Source organism: Lysinibacillus sphaericus, assembly GCF_006864135.1.
GTDB lineage: Bacteria > Bacillota > Bacilli > Bacillales_A > Planococcaceae > Lysinibacillus.
The window spans coordinates 75,541-102,180 of sequence record NZ_SADV01000011.1 but is presented as its reverse complement, the minus strand read 5'-3'; the positions used below and the strand labels follow the sequence as shown (position 1 = coordinate 102,180).

The window sequence follows — 26,640 nt, the reverse complement described above, 5'->3', positions numbered from 1 at the left end:
GCATTGGTCGCACTAGCATAATTACTTAGACGGAAGTATTCGCCCGGCCAATCCAATCCAAGAAAAGATGCATTGCAAAATTATTTTGCGATGCATCTTTTTTTGATGGATTTTTATAGCCTGGAGGATGAACATCGATGGTGGTAAAAGTTGATATAACGTGGACATCGCTGATAGAAGAGCAAGAATCGCTGATAAACCCTCGAACATCGCTGATAGAAGAGCAAGAATCGCTGATAAACCCCCGAACATCGCTGATAGAAGAGTAAGAATCGTTGATAAAGCATCGAATATCGCTGCTAACAGTGTTAGAAACGCCGGTAAACCGAGTCAAATCTTTAATATTGTGTAAGATTTTATACAAAGTTTTTCAACCCGATTTTAGTTTTTCTAAATTTTCCAGCTTATGTTGGAATTCGCAGCTAAAACTGTGAATAGCGCCGCCAACCAAGCAAAGAACGCCGCAAAACCATAGAGTTTCGCCGCTAACCAAGCAAAGAACGCCGCAAAGCCATAAAGTTTCGCCGCTAACAAGCAAGAAACCCCGCTAAACCTCGAAATCCCACCGTTAGGCACAAGACTTTAGTCAAGTCACTTTGCCTGTTCTAACCATCACTCCGGGAGTTATTTCCGTCAAAACCTCGGACTCTGCTGATAAAGCGAAAGGGGTGGGGAATTACCGTAAACTAGCCCAAAAAGAAAAACACCGTAAAAAGTTAGATTGCATGTCTAACTTTTTACGGTGTGAAAATGAAGCGTTTACTCATGTCGATTAGGTTCAGCGTTGAGTAATTTTGCAAAAATATCACGTAATGTTTGTACTTCCTCAGCTGACAGCATACCAAACATATTTTGTATAATTGCGCTAACTTGCTGGCGGGAATCTTCTAAAATATTTTCGCCATCAGCAGTAATTTTCAATTGGGATGCTCGTCGATCCGTTGCATGCTGTGTTTTTTCAATAAAGCCAGCATTAATGAGCTTACTTGTTAAAACAGTGACACCACCTGTCGTCACTTTTAACCGATCAGCAATGGCAGAAGGGCGTTTTGGTCCCTCCTGCGATAAGTAGTCTAAAATTAAAATATGGGATTTTGAAAAGCCGAGTACATTATGGTTATTCCACTCGTTTGCCCACTTACGCTCTATGGAAGATACTACTTCAAACAACGAGGTAATGGCTCTTTCTTTTTCTTGATCCATATAAGGTCAACTCCAAAACTGTTTTAACTTTCTTGTGCCAATCTTGTCATCGCGTTTAACTCATAAGCACGTACTCTTCGTGGAATAAAACGGCGAATGTCCATCTCATTGTACCCAACTTGAATACGTTTTTCATCAATTAAGATTGGGCTTCGTAACATTCTTGGTTGAGCTTGGATGATAGCAAACAACTCTTGGATAGAGAGCTGATCAATATCAACATTTAAATTTTTAAAATCATTTGAGTTAGTTGCAATGATTTCGTCTGTTCCATCTTCTGTCATGCTTAAAATTTCTTTAAATTCAGCAAGTGTTAGTGGATGCGAAGTAATACGTTTTTCTTTATATTCGATTTTGTGATCTTTTAACCATTTTAATGCTTTTCTGGATGAAGAACAGCTCGCTTGTGAATAAATTGTAACTGTCATTCTTCATTCCCCGCTTTCTTTTTTAGAATTATATTTAATATATATCTTATTAGTAAGTTAATTAGGTTATACATATATCTTACTAGTAAGCTATATATAAATCAATAGTTTTTTGAAAATTTTTAAACAGAAATGAATTTTTTCTACTACACTAAAATATACGCATAAAAGAGCGAAAAGTTTCGCGAATTCAGCTTACAATGATGTAAGTTTACTCAATTAATAATAGAAGCTCATAGAAAAAAGAGAGTTGTTCTAATATAGAGAGAAATAGTCTGATTTGAAGGAGATAGCTATATTGTTAATCCACTGATTATTATTATGATTTAATGCAGGTTTTTATGCATAGATAAATAAATTTTTATGTCGGTGCTGAGAAGTGGGCTGTTTTCAGGCTTGAATGGGCAAGGGAACTGCTCAGGTAGGTCAGAGAATAGATTGAGTTGGACAAGGAACAGATCTGGTAGGCCAGGGAACCGCTCGAGTTTGCCAATAAACCGCTCGGGTAGGCCATGGAGCAAATCGGGTTTGCCAATAAACCGCTCGGGTAGGCCATGGAGCAAATCAGGTTTGCCAAGAAACCGCTCGGGTAGGCCGAGGAACTTAATCAGATAGCTCAAAAAACCACTCATGTAGCTCAAAGAACCACCAAATTGCTACAATCGACACTCGACTTCTAGACAAAAAAGAGGGCAGCCCCGATTTGATCCATGAATCACAGCGGTAACTGCCCATATTGATAATATTTCTAGCTTTGTTGTCCTGAAGTAAACCAGTCTTGGACATTCCAAACCTTTGTTGCTAAACCTTCATAGAAATCAGGTTCATGGCTTACTAGTATGATTGTGCCTTTAAATTCTTTCATGGCACGTTTTAGCTCATCTTTTGCATCGACATCCAAGTGGTTTGTCGGTTCGTCAAATAGAAGCCAGTTTGCTTCATCCATCATGAGCTTACATAAACGAACCTTTGCTTGCTCACCACCAGATAAAGAATTAAGAGGGCGAGTAATATGCTCCGTTTTTAGTCCTGCGCGTGCTAATGCTGCACGTACTTGTGCTTGCTCCATAGAAGGGAAGGCATTCCATACGTCATCAATAGGTGTAATTTTTTCAGCTTTTACTTCTTGTTCGAAGTATGATGGGTAAAGATAGTCACCACGAATTACTTTTCCATCTAGCGGATTTATTTTGCCTAACATTGTTTTTAATAATGTTGATTTACCTACACCGTTCATACCAACTAGAGCAATTTTTTCCCCACGTTCAATAGCAAATGTAAGTGGAGGAAGTAACGGCTTATCCTTGTCGTAGCCAATGACTAAGTTTTCAGCCTCTACTACATAACGACTTGAAGAACGTGCCTCTTTAAAGCCGAATTCAGGCTTTACAGCTGTTTCAGGACGATCGATACGCTCTAAACGGTCAAGTTGCTTGGCGCGAGATTTTGCACGACCAGTAGTTGAGTAGCGAGCTTTATTTTTCGCAATGAAATCCTCTTGTTTTTTAATGAACTCCTGTTGTTTTTCATAAGCATCAATATGCTGGCGCTTATTGATTTCAGCAAGCTCTAAAAACTTTTCATATGTCGCTGTATAGCGAGTTAATTTTGAAAATTCTAGTTGGAAGATAACATCCACCGTGTTGTTCATAAACTCGGTATCATGCGAAATTAATAAGAAAGCGTGTGGATAGTTCTTTAAGTAGTTTTTCAACCATGTAATATGCTCTTCATCTAGATAGTTCGTCGGCTCATCTAGTAATAAAACTTTTGGTTTTTCAAGTAATAGCTTAGCTAGTAAAACCTTTGTACGTTGACCACCTGAAAGGGCAGCAACATCACGTTCTAAGCCAATTGCATCAAGACCAAGACCGCGTGCAACCTCTTCAATTTTCATATCAAGAGAATAGAAATCTCCTGCGTCCAGAGCATCTTGCACTTCAGCCATTTGCTCTAGTAAATCTTCTAATTCTTCAGGTGTTGCTTCAGCCATTTTTCCTGTAATTTCATTAAGCTCTTCTTCTTTTTTATATAAAGGAAGAAATGCGTCACGTAATGCATCACGCATAGTTCGGCCAGCTGTCAATACAGTGTGCTGATCTAAATAGCCGTAATGCGTTCCTGGAAGCCATTCAACTTTACCAGTATCGTGGATTGTTTGGCCTGTAATGATGCCCATTAATGTTGATTTACCAACACCGTTTGCACCTACAAGACCAATATGATCACCTTCAACTAGACGAAAAGAGACATCTTTAAAAAGCGTGCGGTCACCGAAAGAATGACCTAAATTTTCAACTGTTAATATTGCCATATACGTTCCTCCGAGAGAGCGGCCTAAGTTTTTTTATGACCGCCGATATCATTTTTATAGTTCTGCTAATTGTTTATTTAATTGCGCTAGCGTTGCTTCCATATTTGCAAGACGTTGCTCTGCTTTTGCTACTTGATCATTATGGCCTGTAGATTCAAGCTTTTCGATGTCGCCTTGTAAATTCATATAATCCATTTTTAATTCTCTAATTTGATATTCAATATCACTTTTTGATGGCATGATGACTGCTCCTTTATGTGTTTAGTTGTATAACGAATGCGTATCAATTATGCCTCGGCATAATTGTGTCCGGAATGGGCTTTGTGTTTGCACAAAGAACTCCTTTTCGATTCCGTGACATCCGCCGGAGGATTTAACTTCTTTCAGCGGGTGTTTGGACACCTGCTGAAAGAAGTAAAAGCGATGGAGGTTTTTTAATCCCCCACCGCTTATTAGTTACTATCAATCGGGTACTAATGTTGCTTGAATTCACTTTTATAATTAAAGATGAAATTCTTCTACATTGTATCATATCCACCTTCAAAGAATCACTAAGTAGAAGCGATATTGTGTCGATCGTAAGCGAAATCTAAAAGTAGTGACTGTAGTGCTTCATTATTACTTGCTAGATTGAGCTGTCGTTGTTTTTTTACAGCTCGTTCGCTTCGGGCCTCATGTAATAAAAACTCCATGACAGCGTTTTGGATTTGTGATTGCTTCATTTTGCGACCAAGTCCAAGGTGAATAAAGCCGTTCTGTTCGCGAGGGAAGGCATGTAATAGCTCAGCCTCAGTTTGTGCAAGAGTAATACAAGGTACACCATAAGAGGCGATTTTATAAGGTGTATAGTTAGCATTGCAAATAATTACATCTGCTTTTGGTAATAGTTTTAGGAGTGCGTTTTTATCACGAAGAATGGCGGTATTACGACGACTAAGCACCATCATTTGCAGATCATCGGTTGCGTGGCGATAGCTTTCATCAATCATCACTGTAATTTGTAGTGGAATTTGTAGCTGCGTTAAGTGTCGAAGAGTACGGTAGGTTAAGTTATGCTCGTCCCCATCCTCAAAAGCAACAACAATATGAGGTGGATTTTCAGGTATTTTACTGTCTGGTCTATCATCAAACTTCTGAAAAGCTTGTGGTAATGCGAAGTTGAAACTCCCCCCAATATAATGGGATGGTAAATAATCTTTAACTTCTTGATAGAGTGCTAGCAATACACAGTCACAGGCTTGGCCACCCTCACCAAAATCATCAAAATGAATGATAGTTTTGCAGAACGGTCGTAAATTTTGGATTTGCCAGCTTTCGGAGTTACGACCATCTCTTACAATTAAATCAGGCTGAATACCTTTCATTTGCTTTGGTAGCTCATCGAAATGTTCAAATAAGATTGGCGAGAGATTTTCATTCATTAAAATTTGAATTCCATCGTTTGAAGGGGTCTTTACAAATATGAGAACTTCTTGATTTGTAAGTAGCTTTGCCAGCGTTGCAACCCGTTCAAAAGGATACAGCCCTTTATCGATACAGCTTTCAATAATGAAAACAATCGTCTTTTTTAGTTCCGTTGTTTGAATTTCGTTTTGCAAATGTATCCCATCCTTTCATCCGTCTATTTAAACTATGGTGAATGATGGGCAAGTATGTGTAAAAAATTAGGATTATTAAATCAATTTTACCGAGGCATAATTGCTAAAAACCTAAAATTAAATGCGTAAGAGCTCTTTCTTTGACCGATAAATAAAGTAGAGTTTGCAAGAAGATACATAGGATTGTTGCAGTTTTTCAGCAAAACTTTTGTTCCGGCAGAGTAACTTTTGGGGCAAATGAGCATAGAAGGGGGTACAACCAATGGGAATGCGCGCAGCGATTGTTGTAGGGGCTACTGGATTAACAGGTACCTCTCTTGTAGAACAATTATGTGAAAATGATGAATACATTTCAGTTACGGTTATTGCACGAAGAGCGCTAGCATTTACGCATCCAAAGCTAGAAGTAAAAATTCGTAATTTTGATGCTTTAGAGGAAAAAGATATCGAATTTGCACATGAGCTTTATTGTTGTTTAGGAACAACAATAAAAAAGGCAGGATCACGTGAGGAATTTGAGAAAGTTGATTTTGAATATCCGTTAACGATTGCTTCATTAGCAAAAAATCGAGGAATCCCACATATGTTAGTTATTACGGCGATGGGTGCAAATGAAAGTTCTCCATTTTACTATAATCGAGTGAAAGGAAAGCTTGAACATGATCTTATGGAGCTAGGCTTACAGAGACTTTCAATTATTCGCCCATCTCTATTGGTTGGCGATAGAGAGGAATTTCGCTTTGGTGAAAAGGCGGGAGAGAAAGCTTTAAAATTAGTAAAGCCATTATTAGTTGGGCCATTAAAGCGTTCAAGAGCTATAGAAGCTTCCCAGGTTGCGAAGGCGATGATCGTTATTGCGCTGTATGGTGATAAACAGTCAGTTACAATTTATCCATCACAGGAATTGGCTAAGCTAGATTTCCCTGAAACGCAGGATGATGATGTTTCAAGAGAGCAATTATTTAATTGGAATAAGCACAATTTATTAGGTTCTAACGATGAAGAAGATAAAGTAAATCGTGAAGTCGTTATTAATCGAGATAAATATAAGATAGAGGAAACCGTTGTAGATAAAGAAGTAAAATTCCAACGTCGTGAGGATAACTAAAGGTCCATTATCGAAATTTAATCAATGCAGACAAGTCGATTGGACAGACTGGGCGACTCTTTGGGGATCAGCGAGTGTTTTATCTGCGCGAAAGCGAAGCGTCAGCAAAAAAGCGCTCAGCCGGAACGGAAATCACCCCCACGTTATTAGCCAAGCATATTTCTTGTGTAGACTCCGTTCCGCCTAAAGACTGAATTTACGGATTTAACTACTACATTTCTTTCCGTGCCTCTTCTCATTTGTTACAATATTATTGTAGAAATGAATGTGGAGGCAAAGTGAAAATGAAAATTTTACTCGTTGATGGCACAATGTTTGGTCGTAAAACTGGTGCTATTTTAGAACAAGTGGAGCAATATATTAAAGAATTAGATGCAGGTTTCAAGTTAGAAATTATGCATTTTAGTCAATATAAGCATCAAATTGTAGACGGTTCACCGCTAAATGATGACATGAAAGAAATGATTCAAAAGTTCGAAGAAGCGGATGCGTATATTATCGCTACACCAATTTTCCAAGCATCGATTCCAGGCGTTTTAAAAAATGCATTTGACTTCTTGCATCCGAAAACAATGCGCTATAAGCCTGTATCGATTGTGGCAAATGGTGGTACGTATCAGCACCATTTAGTAGTAGAAAATCAGTTGAAACCAATTTTAGACTACTTCCGTGCACTTGTAACTCCGAACTATGTATACACACACACATCTCACTTTGATGCAAATAATAATATAGTCGACGAAGATGTTCATAATCGTTTACGTGAATTGGCTCGTGTTTTTGTACAGTATTGTGAAATGAGCAAAACATTGCCGAAAGAACCGATTGATCAACATTAAATTAAAATTCATCCCTTGTGCAGTGGAAAGAAATCACTGTGCAGGGGATTTTTCTTTTCAAGTATCCTTTTACGATGTGATAAAATAGTATTTTAGTGAAACGGAAGGGAGGGCTGCTCATGCAGGACATCGCTATACTAGAAAAACAACGCTGTAGTCTAATATTGACTAATAAGGCGAAGGAAGCGGTAGAGGAATGCTCAGCAAACGAGCATGCCTTTTTTGCCTTACAAAAAACAATCACCGTCTATATCGAAAAGCGCAAAGCAAAAACGGTTGGTGAAACATTTTTATCGATTTATTTTAATGCGGAGCAAAATGAAAAGTTAACCGACGTTCTTGCGGAGAAAACAGCCATTATGGATTGTGTGCTAAAGGTTGAAGGATTATTAGCTACAAATATTCGTTTTGTACATATGCGAGGCCCAATTAATACAAACCGTCGTTTACCGGCAGCATTACAACTTGTCACAAGACCGAATAATGGAGCAGGGATTCCGCTTGATCTTCATAAAAAAATAAGAGAGCTACCAATAGCCGAGGAACGCACAGAATATGTGAAAAAGCGTATCTCAAGCTGGGAAGGCTATTTAAAAATTCAAGAACGCGATGCGACCATTGATGATATTCATACAGAGTTTAAGCAAAGCTATTTTAACGAAGATTTTACTAGGCTGACAATTGTCTGCCCTTATATAAAATCGAAGGAATGGAAGAAGCTTGAAGGGTTAAGTGTGAGCATTCAAGGGGTACGCGGTGAAATTGGACAAGTATTGAAGGCTAATGCAGGGAAGCAGACAATAGAAATTGACTTAAAGCCTTTTGTGCAGGATTTAGCACGTAAAGATCAAATTAACCTTCGTTCAAAGCAAGCGAGCTTTAGTAATTTTGCGACATTGAGTCAAATTAGAAGATTACGCAATGGTTTTACAAAGCTAGAAAAAGGCGAGGCAGTTAACCCTAATTTAGAGACAATACTATTTGAAAAACGCCCAACTGTCCGAGCTTCCAAGCTTCAAGAGGATATTGTTTTTCACAATAATTTAAACGAATATCAAAGGCGGGCTGTTTTAGGAGCATTGTCTGTTGAAGATTTGTATGTGATTCAAGGACCTCCTGGCACAGGTAAGACAACTGTTATTTCTGAAATTTGTCAGCAAAATGTTAAGGCGGGCTTAAAAACACTCGTAGCTTCCCAATCAAATCTCGCCGTTGATAATGCTTTAGGACGACTTCTTTCCAATCAAGAAATTCGAATTTTACGTTACGGTAGAACGGAAAGCATAGAAGAAGAGGGTAAAAAGTTTATTGAGGAAAATGTTGCGCTGCATTGGCGTGAGCAAACTCTCGTAGCGATTGAAGAGGAAATAACAGCTTTTACAGAACGTGAGCAAGAACTAAAATCAAGTATTATCAAGGCTGAAGAAGAGCTAGCAAAGCTTGAGGCGTGGCTTGAGGAGTTAACAAAGGAAATAGCTGCAAAAGAGCAGGCCACAATTGACGAGCCAATTTTACAGCAGGAAATACAAGCGTTAAAGAAAGAATTAAAGGCTGCAAAAGCTGAACAACAGGAGAATGAGGCACATAAAGAGCATTACGAAAAACAGTTGGCGCAAATCGAGCCTGCTGTAAAGTCTCTTGAGCAAACCCTTACTGAAAGCCCATCTATAGAGCAGCTGAAGCTTACTATAGAAGAAACTACTCAAAAAATTGAGCAATTGGAAGCAGCTGCTCAATATAAGGAGCTGCAAGAGCAAAAGCAGCATTTAGCACTGCAGTTCAAAGATATCCAATCGAAATATGAAGAAGAAAATAATCGTCTTCGATTAATGAAGGAAGCCGAACAATATATCAGTAATTTAACGTCCTATGAGCGAATTGAACGATTTTTACAGCACTATCACATTCGTCCATCCTATGTGCTGTCACAGCAAATTAATCGCTTGCAGCATTTAGAGGATGCCAAAGATTTAGAGGCATGGGCAACCATCAATTCACGTTTACAAAAAGCAATCGCAAAGCTTGAATCGTTAGTATCCGAAGAAGAAAAAGAACGTGCCCTTGCTAAAAGTAGAGTGCAGCAAGTTCAATCGTTTTCGTTGCAAAATTTAACAGGTGTTTTTGCACAGCTCAATACAGCCTTTCAAGATGATCAAACACCACCTACCGAGCAAATTGAGCATTTTTTGCTCGGATTATATATGCGTCGTGATTTTGTCTGGCAAAAGGGTGTAGCTCTTAAGCAACAACAAGATCATAAAGATCGGGAGTTTGAGTCCTTGCGTAAAGGTATTGGAGGCCTATTACATCAAGAATGCGCGATTACTAGCTTTGACGTTCAAAGCTTGCAACGACAATTGCAGCCATTTTTACAGCATACAGAACGACTTCAGCAGTTAGCTGAGGCATTCCAATTTGATGCTGAGCCAGAAGAGTCTGTAGAACATTTAAAAATGCTCGTGTCACAATCGAAATCTTCTCTTCAAACAGCACGTCAACAACTTGAGGCAGTGGAGCATGCTAATACACAGCTCCTACCAAAGAAAGCGGCACTTCAAACAGCGCAGACTAGCTTACAAGAGATTGAACTACAGCTAACACAATTAGAAGAAAATATAAAAGAAATTAATATAGCTGGATTGAAGAAGGAGAAGCAGCTCACAGCATGCACAAAGCTTCTACAATCAACACCAGAGCGCACTTCCGAGGAAGTAGTGGAAGCAATGGCATCCTCGCAAACAGCAATAGTGGAATTACAGCGCAAGGAACAGCAACTACCTCTTCGAAAAAAGTTACAAGAGCAATGGCGTGACAAGCTACAAAATGCTACTGAATATGATTTAGATGAAATTCGTAAATTATATGTGCGTCATGCGAATGTTATCGGTACAACATGCGTTGCTTCGGCAAGTAAGGAGTTTATGGAGAACTACCCGACATTTGATGTTGTTATTATTGATGAAGTTTCAAAGGCAACACCACCAGAGCTATTATTGCCAATGCTTAAGGGTAAGAAAGTTATTTTAGTAGGCGATCATCATCAGCTACCTCCACTACTTGGAGACGATACGTTGGAAGAAACATTAAAAGCAATGCTCGATGAAAATCCAAACTTTGACGGCGCACAAGAGTTAAAAAATTTACTGCGTGAATCACTGTTTGAACGTTTATTCAATAATTTACCGCAAACACATAAGCAAATGCTGGCATTGCAGTATCGAATGCATGAAAAAATTATGCACAGTATTACACCGTTTTACGCGAAAGAGGAAAATGGTCTGCAATGTGGTTTGCCAGATTCGGATGCAGCACGAGACCATTGCCTAGAAGGACAATTTGTGAACCGAGATGATCATTTGCTATGGGTTGATATTCCAACTGAAAAACCTTATCTAGAGGAGCAGGTAAAGGGCGGAACGAGTCGTTATAATGAGGGTGAACTACAAACAATTCGACGTATTTTAATAGATATGAACAAGGCTGTTATTGAAGCTAAAACTGCTGGCCGCATGCCTCAAGATGCACAAAAAAGTGTTGGGGTAATTAGTTTCTATGGGGAGCAAGTTAAGAAAATTAATCGCCTTCTACAACAGGAATTACAGCTACCACATCTTCAATTTAGAACCGGGACAGTTGATAAGTTCCAAGGTATGGAGATGGACGTCATATTAGTTAGTATGGTACGTAATACGCCTAAAGGGGGAGACGTTGGCTTTGCAAGAGATTATCGTCGTTTAAACGTTGCCTTATCTCGTGCTCGAGAACTATTATTACTTGTCGGAAGTGCTGAGATGTTTGCCAAACGTGCGAAGCATCCAGATACACGAGAGATGTATAGCAATCTGTTAGAGACCGTGAAATCCTATAACGGCTTGCGTAATCATGAAGGACAGGTGATGTAGATTGTCAAAATTACAGCAGCGCTTAATGCGTGAAATTCAGCAAAATCGAAATATTAAAATCGTCAAAACCAATGAATGGTGCATCCCGATTCGAACAGTAGAAGTAACCTATGAGCCAGTTCGTCGTTCTACTATGGATGTCTTGATGACAATGCTGTTAATGAGCATACAGGAAGCGGATTTTGCAAACGCACAAGAATTAAGTGAGCTATTACTAGTTGATCCGTTATTTATTGAGGATTTAGTATCGTTAATGTCCCGAGTAAGTCTTATTGAGCAAACGGAAGACTTCTATAGATTAACTGCTAAAGGACAGCAGCAGCTGGAACGTGGCATCTTCGAAGAGGAGCTAGATGTCGAAATGGCTAACCTTTACTATAGCCCATGCCATCTTGCATTTCTTGCTGTCGACGAGGACAATATAGAAGAATATGATGACCTACCAGAATTATATCGCTATGTGGATGAAGAGGCTGAGAAGCAGGAGCAATTCGAAGAAGCAATGTTAATAGAAGCGCTACAGCAAGAGGATGAAGAAAAAGCTGAAGCTGGAGCTGGGGCCTCTCAAAAAATAATTTCAAAAATTGTTGAAACAGACGCTAAACAAATCAATGATATCCCATGCCTTGAATTTGTCCTTCACGATAAAGAACAAGATATTTTGTTCGTCCGAGTTTGGAATGCATTCTTAAATCAATGGGATTCACACCTAGAACAACAGCTCACAGAAAAAGAACAACTAAAGTGGCGTGAAAAGTATTTATAAGACAAAAAACGAACGTATGCAGCGTTCGTTTTTTTTGATGGAAGAGTTGGGTGATAAAAACAAAAAGTTAGGAGATAAAATGGTAAATAGCCTCGTTAAATTTTTAAGCTTGCATATATTATTACAAAAAAAGGAGGGGACCGATGTTTACGATTAGTTTATGTATGATTGTTAAAAATGAAGAATGTACTATTGAAAGATGCCTAGACTCCGTTCAACATTTAGTGGATGAAATCAATATTATTGATACAGGCTCAACTGATCGTACAAAAAATATCGTCCGGAACTATACCTCACGAATTTTCGACTTTACCTGGTGCGATGACTTTGCCAAAGCTCGTAACTTTTCTTTTCAACAAGCGACGAAAGATTTTATTTTATGGCTGGATGCTGATGACGTGATCACAACAGAACATCAGCAAAAGTTCCTACAACTTAAACAATCTCTTTTTCATCCTAATGTCGATGCTGTTTCCATGGATTATTATGTAACGCTGGATGCTGATGGCTATGTAGAATCAAGTGAAAAAAGATTTCGTCTCGTAAAACGTGCGCGTAATTTCCAGTGGCAGGGCGCCGTCCATGAATATTTAGATGTAACAGGCCAGCTCTTTCATAGCGATATAGCAATCACACATTTACCAAGAAAAAGTGATATCCATCGCAATATTACTATTTATGAGCGTTTAAAGAAAGAAGGGCACCCATTTTCAGCTAGAGAAACTTTTCATTACGCAAATGAGCTTAAATTTCACCAGCGATTTTTAGAAGCAATCAATCATTATACTATTTTCCTAGATTCCACAAAAGGCTCTGCTGATGATCAAATTCAAGCTTGCTTAAACTTAGCGGATTGCTACCAACAGCTACATGATTCAAAACAAGCAACACAAACTATTTTACAGTCATTATTATATGATCGACCAAGACCAGAAACATGCTGTCGAATCGGTCATTTTTTTATGGAGCAATCGAAAAATAAAGAAGCTATTTACTGGTATTCACAAGCATTACAGCAACCTATAGAGCAGACAATGGCTATACACAAGCACGCTTATTCCACATGGCTTCCACATTTACAGCTAAGCTTGTTATACAATCGCTTGCGTCTCTATGAAAATGCATATCAGCATAATGAAGAAGCACGTAAATTTAAGCCAAAAGATCAGCGCATACTAGACAACCGAAAGTTCTTGTTAAGTCAGTTAAAGAAATAAGGCCGTCATGGAAAAGGAACATCAATAAAATTAATATATATACCGTAACCAATTAACATCGATACAAAAACAACAATTGTCATAAAAATCACATTCCGAGGTCTGAAAGTTCGAGCATCCATTCATTCATCCCCTTTCGATTTTGTGAACATTCTGTTAACTCAGCATATGTTTTGAGCGTTTGAGTATGCAGTCCATTTTCGATATTTTTATTTGAAGCATAGTAAAAGAGCAAATTCACAATTAACGTGAATTTGCTCTTTAAATTAGGCTATTTTCTAAATTGTTGCTTTTCAATTAACGGTGCAGTTTAGCCTAATAAGCAGTAATGGATTCTGTAGATTTTAAATGGTTAAATTGGTTGAAAAAGGAACAAATACTCATTTCGTTCGTCATTATAGAATTAAGGAGGAGGTAAACAATGCTCAGTAAAAAAGGGATATTATCAACATTATTTTCTGTAGTAGGACTTATTTGTGTAGCATGTTTTTATTACTTTCAACTTAATACTGCTTGGCTATTCTTTGTTGGGGCTATTATGTTCGTCATAGGAATAATATTTAGTGTTCAGAGCTTTAAAAAAAGAGAAAAGGGATTTTGGAAGTATTCCCCTATGATTGTTTTTGGGATTTATGTCATTGGCGTTTCATTGTCAATCTTACTACTTGTGTTTATGGGCGAAACTTGAACTACTCCCACTTATAGAAGTGGGAGTTTTCTGTCGGAAAATGATAAAGGTTATATTATAAATTTTCCTCTTAAACAAACGGAGTACTTAACTTGAGGATCGTTGAGTTACATCTTTCTTATTAAATTAACTATTGAAGTTTAGATATTACTTAGGAGGAGAACAGTGAAATTATATAAAATCTTAGGTTCTGTATTTCTTTTGTCAGTATTGATTTTAAGTGCTTGTTCAGGTGATGGGAAAAAATATAATTTTTATGGAGAAGGTAACAATTGGGTTGTTAAGTACGAAACTGAAGTTAATAAAGAAAGAGAACTTGGAGAATATACAATTAAATATATTGGAAAAGAACCTGCACCTGAAGTATTCGCATATAAAATAAAGAGTGCATCGCTTGATGTTGGTATTGCTGAAGACACTTTTAACGAAGAAAATAATGTACATTCAGGTAATGTCGAATGTACAGGTTGTGAAGTTTATACAACTGAAAATGAGAAGATTGAAGCCAAATTGGAGTGGAACGGAAAATCGGAAATTATTAAATTGGACAGTAAATAATAGTGAAAGAAAACTTACAACAAATAAAGACACTCAATATCGATTGTCTTTTCGTATTCAACGAAACCAGCTAATAGATTGTCAATAAAAATCTTTTAAATTAATAAACACTTCATGCTATACTAAAAAGCGCAACCCAAATAACCCTCCAAATTCAATTTGGAAGGTTTTTGTTGTATTTGAAAATGCTGTTACTAAATGGTTTCTTGGAATGGTGTTTTCGTTTTTAAAATCGCATAAATCCAATGTAAAAGCTTAAATTGAAGCTTTGTTTGAATCATAATTCCCGTCATATTTTCATGTTGCCTTGTTAGATGCCGAAGGTTTAATAACTGAACACCACGCTTTTTCTGAGGCGCTAAATCCTCTGTGTAATACAGTTTGCCTAAGTGATAAGCATCAATGGCATCTGTTTTGGTTTTGCGCAAGCTAGAACTTTTTGTTCGGTAAGATACTAGTGGATTTACGATAATGACAATGTATTCTCTTGCTTCTAAAAACTGTACAACTGGGGCATGATAGTGACCCGTTGATTCCAAAACAACAGGTGGCTTCACCCCTGTTTGACGCTCTATATCTAATAAATAACAGTGTAACTCTTCCAATCCATCCACCGTATGATCAACTTTCACGCTGCTTTTATAGGGCATTTTTTATCCAAGAACATTTGAACCTGACTTTCACCTTTTGCGACATCCAGACCAACTACTGGATTCATGTTTATCTCCTCCTAAGGTAGTGTATTGACCGGTAACCTCTATCTAGCTTGTTATTCATATCTTCGCTTGTTATACGAGATCGTAATGTCCCAACCAGCCTAATCATGTGTTAACAAGTAGAGGGCGAACAGTTTAGTTGTCGGGATCTAGTCCCACGGGTGCTTCCGTTCGCCCCCGGCTACTATCAATCTATAAATTGAATAAAAAATAGTCAACCAGATTACTCTGGCTGACTTTATAATACGCAGGGTGCTTTACTTGAAGACAGACCATTGAGCTGCTTGGACAGCTCTTTTTTTATTGTACTAACGGTGCAGATTAGTTGATATTTTAATATCCTTTTTTTAGTAGTATTATGTAATGGTATAAATAAATATTTTTTAAGAGAATTAAAAGTTTATTCAAAAAAAGGATTTATCCTAAAAGGAGTGTTTTTATAAAAATGTTAGGTTTATTTATAGGTATAGTACTTATCATAATAGGATTTTTTATAATTCCTATTGGCTTTGTCCAATTAAAAGATGAATTAGGGGATTATAGTGATAAGCCAATTTATAAAAGAATTTTTGTTTATACTATTGAAATTTTTAGTTTCTTAAACCTTAGTAACTTCATTGGTTGGTTATTGGGTATAGGGTTTTTACTAGTTATTTCAGGTTTCTATTTTGTAATTTTATTTTTTTCTAAATTATAATACTATTTATGGCAATTAATTAGTAAAATTTAGTTGGATAAATTTTAATATAGTGGTATAGTTTACTGGAGGTGAAATAAAATGGGAATTAAATCAACATTAAACAGTTGGAGCAATTCAAATACGATTACAAAAAATATTGCAACGTCAGCTGGTCAGGGAGCAGCAATTGGTGGTATTGCCGGTACAACGGTAACAGCAACTTTTTCCTCTCCTAGATTTACATCTAAAGGTAGTGTTACAGCAGGCGGAGTTGCTGGAGCAACTCTAGGTGCCAATGTGGGTGCCATTAAGGGTGCTGTTACTGGATCAGTGAAATACGCAGCTGGTTCTGCAGCAAAATTTTTTGGATTGACAGACTAAGTAATAATAATTAAAACTGGATGCGGAATTACATAAATGAGCATCCAGTTTACCATTTTTTGGGGTGCTAACTTGATTAACTCGATTACTATTTGTGAAAATATAACTAAAGAATTTAAATCCATTAACGAAAAAAAAATATTTACACCAAAAGATGCTCATGTTTGTGCTTTAATTGAGTTAAGTAAAATAGAAGAGGATACATACATTAATATAGAATGGACAATTGATGATAGTAAACAAGAAATAATCGGCATTTATCAACTACCTTTAATCGGGAAAGAAGATAATTCTAGATTTGCTGTTGCAGGTTTAGATATTCAATTGTTGTTATCAGAGAATATTATATATAAAACTTCTCAAATTAAAGTTACAGTTTACTTAGATAGTAATATTGAGTATAAAATAAGTAATGATTTTATAGTAAAACCCTATATTGCTTACAAAGGGAATAAAATAAAAAGTATAAATTTACATACATCATCCAAAGAATGGGAGATTTAAAAAGTAATCTTATCTCTCAATGTAAAAAAATGCGCATTCAGATTTTGGAATTAAATAGAAACCTTTACGGAAAATACCGGAGGACGATTTTTGATTGTAGCAGACGCTATATTCTTTAGTTGTCCTCTTTTTATTTTAGCCAGAGGAGTGGAGCATAGTAGATATTCTAAAAAATATAGATTGTAAGGCTACTCAAAAAGCCATTGAAAAGGTTTTACAACAAACACCTGAGGATTTGTTGTCAACGATTACAGCGAATTATACGTTAGATATGCCTTCTTATGGAGACGGATTCCATTAAAAAGTTGAAAGTGCAGCGATACGCAATGTAAAGAATTATAAGCAAGCTAAAGCGTTTTTATTTGACAGCTTTTAAAAAAGCTTTCCTTTGTTGTATACAAATCTTTCCCACCTAGCTAATAGCCCATTTCCATTCTCACCATTTCCTAATTCTAAAGCGCGATTTTTACGGAAATCTTTTACCTATTGAAGTTTAGTGCTTGGAGCCCCCTTATCCGAAAATAACAACAGTGGACACTGATAAATCCCCTTCATCCACAGCATCTGTTAGCTTAAGAGAAGCAGTCTAGTCAGTACACGTTCCTGAAGCCGTTACCTCATTACCATTTTGCCATACACGGAATGTCCGCTATTGGATGAAATCTTTAACGACTTCACTACTGGAGTAGCCCAATCAATCGTATAACTGGCAAAGGTATGATTGGTAGTACTAAGCCAACCACATTGCATTCTTAGGGAACGAAAAACTGATACGAATTCGCAGTTTTAAATTCCATTAACTGTAATTGAATGCACGTAATGTCACTGCTGTTGCAGGATAGTATTAATTTCCGGCTATCCAGTCGAAAATAGAAATTCGGAGTAGTATAATTGAATATTTTTACCTATTATAATTCTTTTCCACTTGAAATATTGAACATTTTATAGATTTAGAAATGAGATCTCTTGATGGGTAGAATAAAATGTTAAAGAATTAGAATTTCAATCATTTTAGGAGCTTCATATAGAGGGAAGTGGGAAGATAAAATCTAAGCATACACAATTACAAATAAATTAAGAATATATAATAAGGAGTCTAAGAAGATGGAATTAATTTTACCTTGTATAAATAAAACTAAGGATTTCAGTTATTATAAAGGACTCAAACTTCGCAGACTGAAATCGACAAATAAGCCTTGATATAATTAGGAAGGCTGGCGATCCATTGCTGAAGTTGACTTTTGATTAGTTTTTGGATTTTTGTATTTGTCTTTTTTAGGGTATCTCCAAGAAGCTCGATTAATTGCTGTAAAGCGACAGCCCAATCGAGTTCATTTACCTCATCGCAAAGTTCATAGAAAATGCCACCTAATGTTCGCTGGTCGGTATGGCAGCGATTTTGCCAGGACAAAACGATATATCTAGAAAAAACAATGGTTGTGTGACTGATGAGTAAATCATAAGACATCCCTTGAAACTCTTTTTGAAGTTTCAATAATGATTTGGTTGTCTTAAAGAAGACTTCGATGTCCCAACGCATTCCATAAATACGAATGATTTCTTGTTCAGAAAGCGTACAGTCCGTGCTAAGAATGGCAAGCCACTCGCTCTTTTTATTTCTGTTTCTCATGCAATGACTATTATGAAGACTAAGAAGATAGTTCTAATCAATTTCTACTCCGAACTTATGGTATATTAGACAGTACATAGTTAGTAAAGGAGTACGGGAATATATGGTTAAAAGTGTAGTTATTGCTGAAAAACCTTCAGTGGCACGTGATATTGCAAATGTCTTGAAATGTAATAAAAAGGGGAACGGATTTTTAGAAGGTGACAAATATATAGTTACTTGGGCATTAGGACACTTAGTGACGTTAGCGGATCCAGAGGCCTACGATAATAAATATAAAACATGGAATTTAGAAGACCTTCCAATGTTGCCAGAACGAATGAAGCTAGTCGTGATGAAGCAAACAGGTAAGCAATATAATGCAGTTAAATCACAATTAACTCGTAATGATGTCAATGAAATCATTGTGGCTACTGATGCTGGGCGTGAAGGGGAATTAGTTGCTCGATGGATTATTGATAAAGCGAATGTGAAAAAACCAATTAAACGTTTATGGATTTCATCTGTTACAGATAAAGCGATTAAAGAAGGATTTGCTAATTTAAAACCGGGTAAGAACTACGATAATTTATATGCTGCTGCTGTTGCGCGTTCTGAAGCGGATTGGTATATCGGATTAAACGCGACACGAGCATTAACGACAAGATTTAATGCACAACTGAATTGTGGCCGTGTGCAAACGCCAACTGTTGCAATTATTGCTGCACGCGAAGATGAAATTAAAAATTTCAAACCACAAACATACTACGGTATTGAAGCACAAACAGATTCATTAAAGCTTACATGGCAAGATGCAAATGGTAATTCACGTAGCTTCAATAAAGAAAAAGTCGACGTTATTGTTAAAGGATTAGGCAATCAAGATGCAAAGATTGCTTCAATTGACCGCAAGCCTAAAAAATCATTTGCCCCAGGTCTTTATGATTTAACAGAATTACAGCGAGATGCCAATAAATTATTTGGTTATTCTGCGAAAGAAACTTTAAATATTATGCAAAAGCTATATGAATCTCATAAAGTGCTGACATACCCTCGTACAGATTCACGCTATTTATCATCTGATATTGTAGGCACATTACCTGAGCGTCTAAAAGCATGTGGCATCGGTGAATATCGTACATTAACGAATAAAATTTTAACAAAGCCGATTAAAGCGAATAAATCATTTGTAGATGACAGTAAAGTATCTGATCATCATGCCATCATTCCAACTGAAGGCTATGTGAACTTATCTGCATTCAATGATAAAGAGCGTAAAATATATGATTTAGTAGTAAAACGATTTTTAGCTGTATTATTCCCAGCACAAGAATATGAGCAATTAACAGTACAAGCTCAAATCGGTAATGAGAAATTTATTGCCAAAGGGAAAACTGTAACAGTTGCAGGTTGGAAAGAAGTATATCAAAATCGTTTTGATGATGAAGAATCCACGGATGATGTCAAAGAGCAGCTGCTTCCTCGATTAGAACAAGGACAAGTATTAAAAACGAAGCTAATTGCCCAAACGTCTGGTCAAACAAAGCCCCCGGCTCGTTTTACAGAGGCGACATTACTATCAGCTATGGAAAATCCTTCGAAGTATATGGAAACGAACGATAAGAAACTTGTAGATACGTTGAAATCAACAGGTGGATTAGGGACAGTTGCAACACGAGCAGATATTATTGAGAAGCTCTTTAATTCATTCTTAATTGAAAAACGTGGCGGCAAAGATATTTACATTACATCCAAAGGTCGTCAATTGCTTGATTTAGTTCCTGAAGAATTACGTTCTCCAGCGACAACAGCTGAGTGGGAGCAAAAGCTGGAGCTCATTTCAAAAGGTAAGTTGAAGAAAGATGTGTTCATCAACGAAATGAAAAAGCACACGCAAGAAATAGTCGCTGAAATTAAAGCGAGTGATAAAAAATATAAGCATGACAATATTTCAACAAAGTCCTGCCCGGATTGTGGCAAGCCAATGCTTGAAGTTAACGGTAAAAAAGGCAAGATGCTTGTCTGCCAAGACCGTGATTGTGGACATCGTAAAAACGTATCTCGCGTCACAAACGCACGATGCCCACAATGTAAGAAAAAGTTAGAACTACGTGGTGAAGGCGATGGCCAAATCTTCGTATGTCAATGTGGTTATCGCGAAAAGTTATCTGCATTTGAAGCCCGTCGTAAAAAAGAAGGCGGTGGCAAAGTAGATAAGCGCAGTGTGCAGAAATATATGAAACAGCAAGAAAAAGAAGCAGAACCTTTGAACAATGCTTTTGCAGATTTGTTAAAAGGGATGAAGTTTGATGAATAGTTATAAATAAAAAAGCGGGAGTGTTAAATAAATTAACATTCCCGCCTTTTTATTTGTTATAAACAGAAATTTCAGAAAATATATTGAATTAAGAAAATAGGTATGCTACTGTATGTAACATGAAAATGCAGTTTAAACTTCAAAAAATAAAATAAGAAGGATGTACTTCTTTGATGGATAATCAAACAATTCAACAAGTCATTCAACATAAATATCAGGAGCTTTCAAAGAGTCAGCAAAAGGTAGCGATCTTCATCCTCAAAAATTTGCAGACTGTTGGTGTTCATTCAGCCGCATATGTGGGGGAGAAGGCAGGGGTAAGTGAAACGACGGTTATCCGCTTTTGCTACGCTATCGGATTATCGGGTTATGCTGAGCTGCAGCGTGAGATTACGATGCAGTTATTTAATGAAGGGAATACTAGTAGCTTACACAATTATTTGCAATCAAAGCAGGCACTTTTTGAGACCCCGCGTTTTTATGAAAAAACGATGGAAAAGGATGCAGCGAGTATTTTAAATGTTGCGAAGAACATTAACGAGGAAGATTTTAATCGTGCTTCCATCCTGCTGCATACGAAGAAAAAAATTTATATTGTCGGGAATGGGTCCTCCCATTTAGCGGCACAATGGTTGTGTTTTACGTTAAATATACTACGTCCTAACGTAGTGCTTTTAGAATTTGAAACTAGTGAAATCATTAGAGCTTTACAAGAAATTGATGAGGATAGTGTAGTCATTATTTTATCGTTCCATCGTTATTTTAAAGAACCGATTCAATTTGCAGCCGAAGTTCAAGAAAAAAATTGCGAGATAATTGGTATTACTGATTCTAAAATTGCACCTATCACGCAATATGCGACGATTATCTTTGTGAATGAACAACAAGAAATGTCTACGATTGATGCAATGCCAGCACTGATTTCATTTTTAAATACATTAATTGCAGGTATGACTGCACAAGATCACGACTATTATGAAAATCAACGCGTAAAATATGATGATTTCCAACATAGCTTTTTAGCAAATCGATGGAGTTGAATAATATGAATCAAATTTTACAAAACTTACAGCCGAGATTGGCTGATATTTTTACATATTTACATGAGCATCCGGAAATTAGCTGGCAAGAGAAGAAGACAACGCAATACATCGCTGGTTTATTGAAGGAGGCACAGATGGAGCCTCAATTGTTTGAGGATATGACGGGGCTGTATGTAGATATTGGTGAGGGAATACCGAGAGTCGGATTTCGTACGGATATTGATGCTCTATGGCAGGAAGTAGATGGTGAATTTAAGGCTAATCATTCTTGTGGTCATGACGGTCACATGACGATGGCTATTGGGACGGCACTAGTGTTAAAGAATATGGAGCATTCACTTCCAGGTGCAGTACGTATTCTTTTTCAGCCCGCTGAAGAAAAGGCACAGGGCGCGCGTGCATTCGTCGAGAAGGGGCTTATCGATCATTTAGAATACTTATTTGGTGTCCATGTTCGTCCGTTAAAAGAATTAAGGGACGGAACGTATGCTCCAGCATTGTACCACGGTGCTGCAAAGCTTTTTACTGGGACAATTTTTGGGGAAGAGGCTCATGGTGCACGACCTGAACTCGGCATTAATGCAATTGAAGTAGGGGCTGCATTTGTCGAAGGTTTACAAAAGCTCTGGACAGATCCAAATGTCTCTGCTTCAGTCAAAATGACACAATTTAATGCAGGAGGAACCTCGACAAATATTATTCCGGGGAAAGCAACATTTAGCATCGATGCACGAGCACAAACAAATGAAGTAATGCAAACGCTCACGGATGGTATTGAACGTGTAAAAACATCGATAGAAGTGATGTATGGTGCAAAAATTTCCTTACATGTAGATGCACATATTGTTGCAGCATTAGTGAATGATGAGGCATTACAACATATGAATGCAGCGATTGTTGACGTAGTTGGTGAAAAAGCATGTGCTTCACCAGTCGTCACTCCTGGAGGAGAGGATTTTCATTTTTATACGTATGAACGTCCGAACCTGAAAGCAACAATGCTTGGCTTAGGTTGTGGTGTAACACCAGGATTACATCATCCGAACATGACCTTTAATCGAGAGCGGCTTATTACCGGCGTGAACATTATCACGAGAGCTATTTTACGAGCTTTATAGACCCTAAGGAGGAGAGATAGCAATGATTGACATAAGGGAAATAAAGACAATCGAACAGCTGGAGCAAGTTCAGCAATTGGAATATAACGTTTGGGGCATGCCTTCAATTCCTATTCATCAAACTTTAACAGCTGTGAAAAATGGCGGTATCGTTGTTGGTGCCTATGATGGTGATCAATTAGTTGGCTTTAGCTATGGCTTTTCGGGGTTTCGAGAGGGCAAAAGCTATTTATGTTCCCATATGTTAGGGATAGACGAAAATTACCGCTCTCAAGGAATAGGTGAACAATTAAAATATGCCCAGCAAGCTATTGCTATTGAGAGAGGCTACGATTTAATGGTGTGGACGTTTGATCCGCTGGAAACTCGAAATGGTTTTCTCAATCTGTCCAAATTAAATGGTATTTGTAATACGTATATAGAAAACTGCTACGGTGAAATGCAGGATGGCTTAAATAAGGGACTACCTTCAGACCGTTTTGAGGTGTGTTGGCATATAACTTCTAATTACGTAAGTAAAAATGTTTCAATAGATACGACGGATGCCATACCAGTGGCTAGCTGTGTATTAAATGAACAAGGATTTCTATATTTAAATATAACTGAAAATTTAAAATATAAGGAAAACTCATATACATTGCCTGTACCAAAGGATTTTCAAGCATTGAAGCTACAAGATCCAGCATTAGCATTGGACTGGCGTTTCAAAACGAGATATTTATTACAACGCTTATTTGCACAAGGCTATGCGGCAGTTCAATTGCAGCAACAAGAATATTACAACGAGTATGTCCTCGTAAAATTAGAAACTTTAGATCTGGAAGGGGTAAACCAATATGAAAATTACGGAAATTTACATTAGACAGTTAAAAATGAAATTAAAAGAACCATTTACAACTAGCTTTGGCACATTCGAGGATAAAGATTTTTTAGTTTTAGAGGCCAAGGATGAGGCAGGAACAATCGGTTGGGGAGAATCTGTTGCATTCCATTCTCCTTGGTACAACGAGGAAACATTGCAAACGAATTGGCATATGCTAGAGGATTTTTTAATTCCTCTTATTTTAAATAAAGAGCTTCAGCATCCGGATGAGGTCAATGAGCTATTTAAACCAATTCGCAAAAATAATATGGCGAAATCAACGATTGAAGGTGCTATTTGGGATATTTACGCCCAACAGACGAATCAATCACTGGCGGCCGCACTTGGTGGTAAAAAGGATAACATTGAAGTAGGGATCAGTATCGGTATTCAAAAAACAATCGAGGACCTAATTGCGTTAGTAGATGGCTTTGTGAATGAAGGCTATAAACGAATGAAAATCAAAATTAAGCCATGCTGGGATGTAGAGGTCATGCGTACATTACGTGAAACGTTCCCTGATGTGGCGTTTATGGCAGATGCGAACTCAGCTTATCGTCTCGAAGATGCTGAGACGCTCAAGCAGCTAGATGCTTTTAATTTAACGATGATCGAACAGCCATTGGCGTCGGATGACATCATTGACCACGCAGCATTACAAAAATTAATCGATACGCCAATCTGCTTAGACGAAAGTATCCATTCGTTAGAAGATGCACGTAAAGCTGTTGAGTTAGGCGGTACTAAAATTATTAACATTAAAATTGGTCGTGTTGGTGGCTTAACAGAAGCGAAGAAAATACATGATTATTGCGAGGCAAATAACATTCCAGTTTGGTGTGGAGGCATGCTAGAGTCTGGTATTGGTCGTGCACATAATGTGGCATTAACTACATTATCGAATTTCATTTTACCTGGAGATACTGCAGGTTCAAGCCGTTATTGGGAAAAAGATATCATCGACCCAGAAGTTGTAGTGAAGGACGGTTATATTGAAGTTCCTCAAAAAGCAGGAATCGGCTATGAAGTGAATAGGGAGACAATCGATTTATTCACAGTAGCACAGAAAATATATAAATAATGCGATCTTAGAAAACTTATGGATAGAACTTAAATCATAAGGCGATAGCTCCTACAAGGAATCTACCGTCTTATGGTTTTTAAAAAATAGATAAGCAGGTGGTCTATGAAAAAAAGTTGGCAGATAGGTGGCGCATTTGTAGGATTAATCGTTGGTGCTGGCTTTGCATCAGGACAAGAAATTATGCAATATTTTACGAGCTTTGGTCTTTACGGTATAGCAGGGGGAATTGTCGCAACAATTGCATTTGCCTTTTTAGGGATGAGTCTAGCACAATTAGGAGCGGATTCACAAACGACCTCTCATAAAGAAGTTATCTATCAAATTGGTGGACGGTATGTTGGGGTACTATTAGATATTGTCATTACATTCTTCTTATTTGGCGTTGCGGTTGTTATGTTTGCTGGTTCGGGGTCTACATTCGAGCAAATGTTTAATATAAATCCGATGATTGGTAGTATTTTTATGGTAATCATTACGATTTTAACATTGCTATTAAATGTAAAAAACATTATTAATATAATAGCTTTAGTGACGCCATATTTAATGGGAATCGTTTTTATTATATTAATTTATTCTATTTTCACGATGGACTTAACAATTGCCGAACAGAATGTGTTAGCACAGGAGCAAACATCTGCGTCTTCTAATTGGATATTGGGCGCACTTCTCTATGTATCTTATAACATAGCTGCTGGTACTGCGATGTTAATTGTTATGGGGGGAACGGTAAAAGAGCGCAAGATTGCTGGTTTAGGTGGTCTTCTTGGTGGCGTAATGCTCGGTGTTTTAATCATACTTATTAATATTGCTTTGTTCGTTAAAATGGATGCAGTTGGTGGGACGGCAATGCCAACATTAGAGCTAGCAAAACAAATTCATCCTGTAGTAGGTATTTTAATGTCTATTGCTCTATTAGGCATGATGTACAATACAGCTGTAGGAATGCTTTATGCATTTACAGTACGTTTTATAGCGCCTGACCATAAAAGCTTTAAATTGGGTATTGTGGTAATAGGCTTAATAGGCTTTGTCGCGAGTTTAGTAGGGTTCACGACATTAGTTGGAAAGGTATATTCAACAATGGGGTATTTAGGCTTTGCACTAATCATTGCTATTATCATCTCGTGGCTACGTAAAATACCAAAAGCTTCATAACTATATTTTTGAGATTCTCTAGTGTTTTATACAGCGCTAGGGAATTTTTTTGGATCTTAGTAATGAAATCAACTTGAAAATCATACAGTAATTGTATGTTTTTTAATCTTCATTCAGCAATGTTTTATGTAACGTAAGTGAAACGGCAGTTACAAATCTTTCTTGTAGCGACAGCAAAGCGACAGCGGCCAATTACACCAAGGCGAAATAAATTCGTGGGGATTTTAAAAAATTCTGCTTTGTGTAAAATAAATTCTCGTATTTTTAAATAAAATCTATCTCGGTGCTAGACACTAATTTTTGTGAATGCTATATTAATAGTGTCATAGTTTTTTTATAATTAAGAAAAATCAGGTTTCGCCACCGATAGATGGGATGGCATTTTATACGATATGCGTAAGTTGATTGGAAGGTTGGACGATTTCTTGGGGATCAGCGTCACAGATGAAACCCAGCCGGAACGGAAATCAACAACACATTATGGTGATGACTCAAACTTTTTCTAGTTATAAAGAGTGATGGAGTAAAGAGTTATAAGAAGGATGATAGAT

The 26,640-nt window shown here is 37.3% G+C and carries 24 protein-coding genes and 2 pseudogenes; 16 read left to right on the top strand and 10 right to left on the bottom strand.

The features are described from left to right. Positions 1-25: 25 nt before the first annotated feature. From C7Y47_RS14740 to C7Y47_RS14710, 8 genes are all read right to left on the bottom strand, one after another. Positions 26-364, bottom strand: coding sequence for a hypothetical protein (locus tag C7Y47_RS14740; protein ID WP_142509467.1), 339 nt, complete (start codon positions 362-364; stop codon positions 26-28). Between the two features lie 26 nt (positions 365-390). Further along, positions 391-534, bottom strand: a complete 144-nt coding sequence (locus tag C7Y47_RS24975) for a hypothetical protein (RefSeq protein ID WP_185903500.1) — start codon at positions 532-534, stop codon at positions 391-393. A gap of 225 nt (positions 535-759) precedes the next feature. Further along, positions 760-1,203, bottom strand: coding sequence for a MarR family winged helix-turn-helix transcriptional regulator (locus C7Y47_RS14735; RefSeq protein WP_142509466.1), 444 nt, complete (start codon positions 1,201-1,203; stop codon positions 760-762). Positions 1,204-1,226: 23 nt separating this feature from the next. Then, complete coding sequence (gene spx / locus C7Y47_RS14730) at positions 1,227-1,631, bottom strand: transcriptional regulator Spx (protein WP_142509465.1); 405 nt, start codon at positions 1,629-1,631, stop codon at positions 1,227-1,229. A gap of 326 nt (positions 1,632-1,957) precedes the next feature. Continuing rightward, entirely contained in the window at positions 1,958-2,263 is a 306-nt protein-coding gene (locus tag C7Y47_RS14725; RefSeq protein ID WP_142509464.1) for a hypothetical protein, read from the bottom strand. Between the two features lie 116 nt (positions 2,264-2,379). Next, on the bottom strand, positions 2,380-3,945 hold the full coding sequence (locus C7Y47_RS14720; RefSeq protein WP_142509463.1) for an ABC-F family ATP-binding cassette domain-containing protein: 1,566 nt from the start codon (positions 3,943-3,945) through the stop codon (positions 2,380-2,382). Positions 3,946-3,999: 54 nt separating this feature from the next. Continuing rightward, a complete protein-coding gene (locus C7Y47_RS14715; RefSeq protein WP_132360124.1) occupies positions 4,000-4,185 on the bottom strand; it encodes an SE1832 family protein in 186 nt (61 codons plus the stop codon). A 311-nt stretch (positions 4,186-4,496) separates the two neighbouring features. Continuing rightward, complete coding sequence (locus tag C7Y47_RS14710; RefSeq protein ID WP_142509462.1) at positions 4,497-5,543, bottom strand: PseG/SpsG family protein; 1,047 nt, start codon at positions 5,541-5,543, stop codon at positions 4,497-4,499. A gap of 262 nt (positions 5,544-5,805) precedes the next feature. Here C7Y47_RS14710 and C7Y47_RS14705 point away from each other — a divergent pair, with 262 nt between their 5' ends. The 7 genes from C7Y47_RS14705 (at position 5,806) to C7Y47_RS14675 (ending at position 14,621) form a co-directional block, all read left to right on the top strand. Next, positions 5,806-6,651: an NAD(P)H-binding protein gene (locus C7Y47_RS14705; protein ID WP_142509461.1), complete on the top strand. Its 846-nt coding sequence runs from the start codon at positions 5,806-5,808 to the stop codon at positions 6,649-6,651. Positions 6,652-6,935: 284 nt separating this feature from the next. Next, positions 6,936-7,490 (top strand): NADPH-dependent FMN reductase, encoded by a 555-nt coding sequence (locus C7Y47_RS14700; protein WP_142509460.1) that lies wholly within the window; start codon positions 6,936-6,938, stop codon positions 7,488-7,490. 119 nt (positions 7,491-7,609) lie between these two features. Further along, positions 7,610-11,392: a DEAD/DEAH box helicase gene (locus tag C7Y47_RS14695; RefSeq protein ID WP_142509459.1), complete on the top strand. Its 3,783-nt coding sequence runs from the start codon at positions 7,610-7,612 to the stop codon at positions 11,390-11,392. A 1-nt stretch (position 11,393) separates the two neighbouring features. Then, positions 11,394-12,158 carry a hypothetical protein gene (locus C7Y47_RS14690; RefSeq protein WP_142509458.1) on the top strand — a complete coding sequence of 255 codons (765 nt, stop codon included), beginning with the start codon at positions 11,394-11,396 and terminating at the stop codon, positions 12,156-12,158. 143 nt (positions 12,159-12,301) lie between these two features. Continuing rightward, a complete protein-coding gene (locus tag C7Y47_RS14685) occupies positions 12,302-13,375 on the top strand; it encodes a glycosyltransferase (RefSeq protein WP_142509457.1) in 1,074 nt (357 codons plus the stop codon). A gap of 421 nt (positions 13,376-13,796) precedes the next feature. After that, on the top strand, positions 13,797-14,063 hold the full coding sequence (locus C7Y47_RS14680) for a hypothetical protein (protein WP_142509456.1): 267 nt from the start codon (positions 13,797-13,799) through the stop codon (positions 14,061-14,063). A gap of 165 nt (positions 14,064-14,228) precedes the next feature. Then, positions 14,229-14,621: a hypothetical protein gene (locus C7Y47_RS14675; protein ID WP_142509455.1), complete on the top strand. Its 393-nt coding sequence runs from the start codon at positions 14,229-14,231 to the stop codon at positions 14,619-14,621. A 254-nt stretch (positions 14,622-14,875) separates the two neighbouring features. Here C7Y47_RS14675 and C7Y47_RS14670 read toward each other — a convergent pair. After that, positions 14,876-15,339: pseudogene (locus C7Y47_RS14670) on the bottom strand (IS110 family transposase); the annotation flags it as partial. Positions 15,340-15,782: 443 nt separating this feature from the next. Between C7Y47_RS14670 and C7Y47_RS14665 the strand changes: the two are divergent. The 3 genes from C7Y47_RS14665 (at position 15,783) to C7Y47_RS14655 (ending at position 16,901) form a co-directional block, all read left to right on the top strand. Beyond that, positions 15,783-16,034, top strand: coding sequence for a hypothetical protein (locus C7Y47_RS14665; protein WP_142509454.1), 252 nt, complete (start codon positions 15,783-15,785; stop codon positions 16,032-16,034). Positions 16,035-16,115: 81 nt separating this feature from the next. After that, positions 16,116-16,397: a hypothetical protein gene (locus C7Y47_RS14660; protein ID WP_142509453.1), complete on the top strand. Its 282-nt coding sequence runs from the start codon at positions 16,116-16,118 to the stop codon at positions 16,395-16,397. 72 nt (positions 16,398-16,469) lie between these two features. After that, the gene (locus C7Y47_RS14655; RefSeq protein WP_142509452.1) at positions 16,470-16,901 is read left to right on the top strand and encodes a hypothetical protein; all 432 of its coding nucleotides are present in this window, start codon (positions 16,470-16,472) and stop codon (positions 16,899-16,901) included. A 1,162-nt stretch (positions 16,902-18,063) separates the two neighbouring features. Here C7Y47_RS14655 and C7Y47_RS14650 read toward each other — a convergent pair. After that, positions 18,064-18,531: pseudogene (locus C7Y47_RS14650) on the bottom strand (IS4 family transposase); the annotation flags it as partial. A gap of 103 nt (positions 18,532-18,634) precedes the next feature. Here C7Y47_RS14650 and C7Y47_RS14645 point away from each other — a divergent pair. From C7Y47_RS14645 to C7Y47_RS14620, 6 genes are all read left to right on the top strand, one after another. Beyond that, entirely contained in the window at positions 18,635-20,827 is a 2,193-nt protein-coding gene (locus tag C7Y47_RS14645) for a DNA topoisomerase III (RefSeq protein WP_142509451.1), read from the top strand. Positions 20,828-21,000: 173 nt separating this feature from the next. Beyond that, positions 21,001-21,867, top strand: a complete 867-nt coding sequence (locus C7Y47_RS14640) for a MurR/RpiR family transcriptional regulator (RefSeq protein WP_142509480.1) — start codon at positions 21,001-21,003, stop codon at positions 21,865-21,867. Between the two features lie 5 nt (positions 21,868-21,872). After that, positions 21,873-22,988, top strand: a complete 1,116-nt coding sequence (locus tag C7Y47_RS14635) for a M20 peptidase aminoacylase family protein (protein ID WP_142509450.1) — start codon at positions 21,873-21,875, stop codon at positions 22,986-22,988. A gap of 22 nt (positions 22,989-23,010) precedes the next feature. Continuing rightward, the gene (locus C7Y47_RS14630; RefSeq protein ID WP_142509449.1) at positions 23,011-23,850 is read left to right on the top strand and encodes a GNAT family N-acetyltransferase; all 840 of its coding nucleotides are present in this window, start codon (positions 23,011-23,013) and stop codon (positions 23,848-23,850) included. Then, positions 23,825-24,931: an o-succinylbenzoate synthase gene (menC, locus tag C7Y47_RS14625; RefSeq protein ID WP_142509448.1), complete on the top strand. Its 1,107-nt coding sequence runs from the start codon at positions 23,825-23,827 to the stop codon at positions 24,929-24,931. Before C7Y47_RS14630 ends, menC begins: the two co-directional genes overlap by 26 nt. A 105-nt stretch (positions 24,932-25,036) precedes the next feature. Further along, positions 25,037-26,089 carry a YkvI family membrane protein gene (locus tag C7Y47_RS14620; protein WP_142509447.1) on the top strand — a complete coding sequence of 351 codons (1,053 nt, stop codon included), beginning with the start codon at positions 25,037-25,039 and terminating at the stop codon, positions 26,087-26,089. Positions 26,090-26,640 lie beyond the last annotated feature (551 nt).

Excerpts from the sequence above, each read along its gene's own strand:
- C7Y47_RS14735 (WP_142509466.1), bottom strand. The coding sequence starts at position 1,203 with ATGGATCAAGAAAAAGAAAGAGCCATTACCTCGTTGTTTGAAGTAGTA.
- spx (WP_142509465.1), bottom strand. The coding sequence starts at position 1,631 with ATGACAGTTACAATTTATTCACAAGCGAGCTGTTCTTCATCCAGAAAA.
- C7Y47_RS14725 (WP_142509464.1), bottom strand. The coding sequence starts at position 2,263 with ATGAGTGGTTTTTTGAGCTATCTGATTAAGTTCCTCGGCCTACCCGAG.
- C7Y47_RS14720 (WP_142509463.1), bottom strand. The coding sequence starts at position 3,945 with ATGGCAATATTAACAGTTGAAAATTTAGGTCATTCTTTCGGTGACCGC.
- C7Y47_RS14715 (WP_132360124.1), bottom strand. The coding sequence starts at position 4,185 with ATGCCATCAAAAAGTGATATTGAATATCAAATTAGAGAATTAAAAATG.
- C7Y47_RS14705 (WP_142509461.1), top strand. The coding sequence starts at position 5,806 with ATGGGAATGCGCGCAGCGATTGTTGTAGGGGCTACTGGATTAACAGGT.
- C7Y47_RS14700 (WP_142509460.1), top strand. The coding sequence starts at position 6,936 with ATGAAAATTTTACTCGTTGATGGCACAATGTTTGGTCGTAAAACTGGT.
- C7Y47_RS14695 (WP_142509459.1), top strand. The coding sequence starts at position 7,610 with ATGCAGGACATCGCTATACTAGAAAAACAACGCTGTAGTCTAATATTG.
- C7Y47_RS14685 (WP_142509457.1), top strand. The coding sequence starts at position 12,302 with ATGTTTACGATTAGTTTATGTATGATTGTTAAAAATGAAGAATGTACT.
- C7Y47_RS14680 (WP_142509456.1), top strand. The coding sequence starts at position 13,797 with ATGCTCAGTAAAAAAGGGATATTATCAACATTATTTTCTGTAGTAGGA.
- C7Y47_RS14665 (WP_142509454.1), top strand. The coding sequence starts at position 15,783 with ATGTTAGGTTTATTTATAGGTATAGTACTTATCATAATAGGATTTTTT.
- C7Y47_RS14660 (WP_142509453.1), top strand. The coding sequence starts at position 16,116 with ATGGGAATTAAATCAACATTAAACAGTTGGAGCAATTCAAATACGATT.
- C7Y47_RS14645 (WP_142509451.1), top strand. The coding sequence starts at position 18,635 with ATGGTTAAAAGTGTAGTTATTGCTGAAAAACCTTCAGTGGCACGTGAT.
- C7Y47_RS14640 (WP_142509480.1), top strand. The coding sequence starts at position 21,001 with ATGGATAATCAAACAATTCAACAAGTCATTCAACATAAATATCAGGAG.
- C7Y47_RS14635 (WP_142509450.1), top strand. The coding sequence starts at position 21,873 with ATGAATCAAATTTTACAAAACTTACAGCCGAGATTGGCTGATATTTTT.
- C7Y47_RS14630 (WP_142509449.1), top strand. The coding sequence starts at position 23,011 with ATGATTGACATAAGGGAAATAAAGACAATCGAACAGCTGGAGCAAGTT.
- menC (WP_142509448.1), top strand. The coding sequence starts at position 23,825 with ATGAAAATTACGGAAATTTACATTAGACAGTTAAAAATGAAATTAAAA.
- C7Y47_RS14620 (WP_142509447.1), top strand. The coding sequence starts at position 25,037 with ATGAAAAAAAGTTGGCAGATAGGTGGCGCATTTGTAGGATTAATCGTT.